Annotated in this window: 4 protein-coding genes; 2 read left to right on the top strand and 2 right to left on the bottom strand. The window is 54.8% G+C overall.

Annotated features, from left to right (window positions below; translation table 11 throughout):
• The first annotated feature begins 323 nt into the window (after nucleotides 1-323).
• Complete coding sequence (locus LI72_RS18545) at nucleotides 324-1,403, top strand: O-antigen ligase family protein (protein WP_197051976.1); 1,080 nt, start codon at nucleotides 324-326, stop codon at nucleotides 1,401-1,403.
• Between the two features lie 45 nt (nucleotides 1,404-1,448).
• Here LI72_RS18545 and LI72_RS20410 read toward each other — a convergent pair whose 3' ends face one another.
• Nucleotides 1,449-2,006: a hypothetical protein gene (locus LI72_RS20410; protein ID WP_197051977.1), complete on the bottom strand. Its 558-nt coding sequence runs from the start codon at nucleotides 2,004-2,006 to the stop codon at nucleotides 1,449-1,451.
• A gap of 180 nt (nucleotides 2,007-2,186) precedes the next feature.
• On the opposite strand from LI72_RS20410, the gene LI72_RS18550 reads away from it, so the two are divergent.
• On the top strand, nucleotides 2,187-3,578 hold the full coding sequence (locus tag LI72_RS18550; RefSeq protein ID WP_081985284.1) for a sugar transferase: 1,392 nt from the start codon (nucleotides 2,187-2,189) through the stop codon (nucleotides 3,576-3,578).
• 27 nt (nucleotides 3,579-3,605) lie between these two features.
• On the opposite strand, the gene LI72_RS19235 is transcribed toward LI72_RS18550, so the two are convergent.
• Nucleotides 3,606-4,352: a transposase gene (locus LI72_RS19235; protein WP_052130301.1), complete on the bottom strand. Its 747-nt coding sequence runs from the start codon at nucleotides 4,350-4,352 to the stop codon at nucleotides 3,606-3,608.
• Between the last annotated feature and the right edge of the window lie 218 nt (nucleotides 4,353-4,570).

The following is a 4,570-nucleotide window of genomic DNA, read 5'->3' on the forward strand; positions in this document are numbered from 1 at the left end:
GCAATAACCGGCGGAATTTACCTACATTGCAAGGTTAACGCCCCGTGGCTGAGTTAGGAAACAGAGACGCAGCTATCGTTGCGTTCTCGCAGATGCGGTCATTTTTTCAGATCGTATTTCTAGCGGTCCTGCTTTCGCTTGGCGGTTCCACCCTCGTTCCAGACACGCGCGCCATTCCATTCGCACTGTGGCTCGTCTTTAGCGGTTCTCTCGCCACGTGGCGACTAGTTGTATACAGGCAAGAATTTCCACTCGCGTTAACCGTATTGGCACTATTCCCGATCATACTCGCCATTATTCAGATCACACCGCTTCCAGTGGATATGATCGCTATCGCGCCGGGCCAGTCGATCGCCCTTGCAGTCCGCTCGCTCGTCGCACCCCACGCTAAGGCGACTATATCGCTCGATCACTTGGCCACGACTTTCGCCGCCCTTCAGATCGCCGTGTTCAGCATTGCGTGTTTTCTGCTCCACCGCGTGCGGTATCGCCAGCGCAAAGCACTGTACGCTTTATTTGCAGCGATGGGTGCGGTCAGCGTCATTGTTTCGACAACGCAGTACGTGTCTGGCGGCGCCGTGTTTGATTTCTACCACTCAGGCCATGCCCCCCACGCTCCCGGACTGTTCGCGAACCGGAACCACGGCGCATTGTTCCTGGGATGCTGCCTAACGTTCGCCGGAGCCCTGATAAGCCTCCAGCGCCTGTCAGCGGAACTCAAACTAGGCCTGTTCGCTGCCCTAGCGGCTCCAGCATTGGCGCTAATTGCACTATCGGGGTCGCGTGCCGGATTAGTCATCAGCGGCATGATGGCGTTGGGCGTCATCATGTTCATGCCCCGGCCGGCCTGGGGGTTGAGCCATTCCTCCCGCTGCGCGATGCCCCTGCGCGGCCTGGCCGCGATCGGTATTGTCAGCTTTCTGGCGTTCGTGGCGTTCGTTCCGCTGTCAGGCGACACTGCATCACGGCTGACAATGATCGACAGCGACCTGCGCTGGTCGATCTGGCAGCGATCGATAGTCCTCGCGGGGCAATATATCCCATGGGGCAGCGGCCTCGGAACTTTTCCTGCGGCGTACGCGCTGATCGAACCAGTCAATGAGCTGCAGCCTTTCTACGTGAATCACGCCCATAACGACTGGATCGAGGCAATCGTCGAGGCCGGCGTTTTCGCGTTGATCCCACTGGCTGCAGGCGTAGTTCTAGTGTCACAGGGGTTGTGGGCTAACCGGTTGCTCGATCCGATCCGGCGATTGGAATGCCGGACCGGCCTAATCGTGACAAGCGGACTGCTGGCGCATTCACTGGTCGATTATCCGCTGCGCACGCCGACATTGGCACTGACGTTCGCGTTCGCGCTGACGCTGGTCTCATCCGCGATCAGGACTTTGCGTCAGAACTAGGGTCCGGCCACACTGATTGCGCGGAAAAGTCGTCAACTCGGACGATCAATCGGCATCAGCCCACACCTTCTTTCGCGCGTGCGGTATCAATCCTACGCCTGCGCGGAAAAAGCTAACGATCCATTTGCCATCCGGCGAGCAATAGATTTCACAGATGCAGCAATAATATTGCAAATTATATTGAACTTTTTTAAAAAAAATGCGAAAATGAAATAAATTATTCCACAAATAAGTTATCGTGGTGACATATAGAGACTTGTTGATGCATCGGACCATTATAGCTAATTGCCTCATTGATATCGTCACACTAATGAAGCCACGAGCTCGACCGAAACGGATCAGCAAATCGCGGCGCTCAACTATCGTCTCACCAACGGTGCATAGCCCTATTGCACAATGCGAGAGCAGCTGACCGGCACGTACTGCAAGAGGGCAGGTGCCATCATCGATATCAAGGCATGGCGTTGATGCCCGATTTAGGATCGACCTTTGAAATGATTCAGTCTGAACTCTTCCTTGCGTTGCTGGTGAGCTCGGCAGTGGCGATCCATAAACCAATGTAATGATACGAAAGCTGCAGGTTGCCCGTGCGATCAGCCGCATTGACGCATTTTGGCAAGCTGCGCCAATGCTGGACAAGGTTGGCGCAGGTGAATAATTATCTGTATTGACTCATAAACACTTAGATGTGAAATCTACACCGGCGGGCGCACTTTGGTAAATATCAAACTGAGCGTATTCCCCAAAAGTGGGTAAGCGCAGACCTATGAGGCACTTTTTGATATGACGCAGCCGTTATTGGGGATTGATAAGTGTAATGAGCGGACGACCTCTCGATTAAGTGTAGTGAGCAATCCGCCACGCCTAGTAATTGCACTATTAGCGGGCGCGCTTGACTCGCTTCTTTTACTTTTTACTTTCGTCCTTGCTAATGAAATTATTAAAACAACTACCATCCGTGCCGATGACTGGCGTATGCTCGTTGCGTTCACGGGCATGTTTTTGGCTGCAAGCTTCTACGCTAAAAACTATTCAGTATCAGCTCTCATATCCGGATATGCATCGGTCGTCCGCCTTCTCAATGCATGGCTGGCAGCTCTTGCTCTTGTGCTTCTACTGTTCTTCACGATTAAGGATTCAGCTACTTTATCGCGAGGCCTGTTCTTCACTACTGCGACGATCGGTCCTATCGTGCTGTCAATCGGGCGGGTGGGCTTTGTTCGCTTTATCAGGAATGTCCTTCACATCAGCCTACTACGGCAACTGCTCATCATCGACGATCAACCCGTTGCCGAGCCAGAGGGTTGGACCGTTATCCCGGCCGCCGATTACGAACTACGGCCGGACGCGCACAACCCGCTGATATTACATAATTTTTCTGGTATGGTCGCTCCATTCGATCGGGTAGTCGTATCTTGCCGGGCCGAACGACGTCGCGCTTGGGCGCTTTACCTGCAAGCGGTGGCCTGCAACGGCGAGCTCATTATGCCTGAACTGGACGGCATTATCACCCGCAAGCCGACGAGCATTGCCCCTTGGCCCACCCTGCAAGCGTCCATCGGGCCGCTGGATCTGCCAGGCCGGATTTCGAAGCGGATCTTCGACCTGGCGATCACCGCCCCGCTGATCGTAGCGCTAAGCCCGGTACTGCTGATATTAGCCATCGCGGTGAGGATCGATAGTCCCGGCCCCATCCTGTTCCGGCAACAGCGGATGGGGCGGCACAATCGGCTGTTCAACGTCTACAAATTCCGCAGCATGTATCACGAGAAGACAGATTATTCGGGCAGCCTGTCGTCCTCCCGGTCCGACGATCGCGTCACTCGCGTCGGACGCGTGATCCGCGCAACCAGCTTGGACGAGCTGCCCCAGTTGTTCAACGTAATCCAAGGCGACATGTCCTTGGTGGGCCCACGCCCCCATGCGCTAGGTTCACGGGCCGGCGACTCCTTATTCTGGGAAATCGACCTGAGATACTGGCTGCGCCATGCGATAAAGCCTGGGATCACCGGCCTAGCGCAAGTTCGTGGATACCGGGGTGCGACCGTACTGCGCGAGGACCTGAGCAACCGGCTAGGCGCCGACTTAGAATATCTGGATGGTTGGTCGATGATCCGCGACCTGCAGATCCTGCTGCGAACCGTTAAAGTGGTTATACATAAAAACGCCTTCTGACTGAAGATTTTTTCATTGTGTCCGTAATTATCCGGCATAACGAAATAAGTCGGAGCACATTGTGGAAATCAAACGATAGACAAGCCGGGCTATGTACTCGTCAATGCCGTTAATAATGCTTTTTTGATAATAAGGGAGTAGTGCTTTCAACTTTGAAATTGCCCTTTTGATTTGGTTCAGATGGTCACTGTAGCGCTGCAGATATAAAATAGGTGCTCGCTTCTTGGATGTAGCCTCACTGGCACCTGCAACCTTGTGGGCCGGAAAATTGTTGAGCACAAGGACAACGCCGTCTTTCAGGCGCGCGCGCGAGGATATGGCAGACACAGGCACAGAAGGCGGCTCTCTGAATCGGGCCATTTTCGTGTTGACGCCTGCCTCATCGAGAAAGGCGGGGCTCATTGGATCGATGAAGGGCTTCGCTGCCTTCGACATCTGGCGCCTTGCTGCGATGTCGGGTCGACCCTGCTTGCTGGCGCGCAGGACTTTCCGAGAGAATAGGCCGAAATGGCAAACGGTATTCCAACCGGCACTGATGCTGAGCGTAACGCCGCGCTTCGCCTGCGAACAGCTCTGGGTGACGGCCAATGTAACGCCGGGGGCACGAACAGATATGCGCCCCACGCGCCAGTTCTTGCTCTGACTGCAGTTTGCGCGGTGGCCGGCCTCGACGAGATTAGCTTGTGTGTCGATGATCAGACGCCGACGGATTAGCGTATTGTAGGTATAGGCTGCGCCCACCTCAAACACTGCCGCAGCCTCCCGCACGTTCATGCCGTCATCGTCTGCACCAGCACCCGATCCTGCAAACCCTGCGAGTACTGTGCTCTGATCGCCAATCCCTCGCCGGTGCCTGAAATGCGGCTCCCCATGGTTCACACGATCATGAAAAAGGGACGGACCTCCAGCCTCCGTACATTATGAAAGTGCTTTAGCGGCCAACGCTGACATAATGGAAGCCCGCCGCCTTCATCTGCTCGGGCTTGTAGATG

It is taken from the genome of Sphingomonas sp. 35-24ZXX, assembly GCF_000786215.1.
In the GTDB taxonomy this organism is placed as follows: domain Bacteria; phylum Pseudomonadota; class Alphaproteobacteria; order Sphingomonadales; family Sphingomonadaceae; genus Blastomonas.

Bases quoted from the DNA above. Each gene is read 5' to 3' on its own strand.
- LI72_RS18550 (WP_081985284.1), top strand. From the start codon at position 2,187: ATGACGCAGCCGTTATTGGGGATTGATAAGTGTAATGAGCGGACGACC.
- LI72_RS18545 (WP_197051976.1), top strand. From the start codon at position 324: ATGATCGCTATCGCGCCGGGCCAGTCGATCGCCCTTGCAGTCCGCTCG.
- LI72_RS20410 (WP_197051977.1), bottom strand. From the start codon at position 2,006: ATGCGGCTGATCGCACGGGCAACCTGCAGCTTTCGTATCATTACATTG.
- LI72_RS19235 (WP_052130301.1), bottom strand. From the start codon at position 4,352: ATGAACGTGCGGGAGGCTGCGGCAGTGTTTGAGGTGGGCGCAGCCTAT.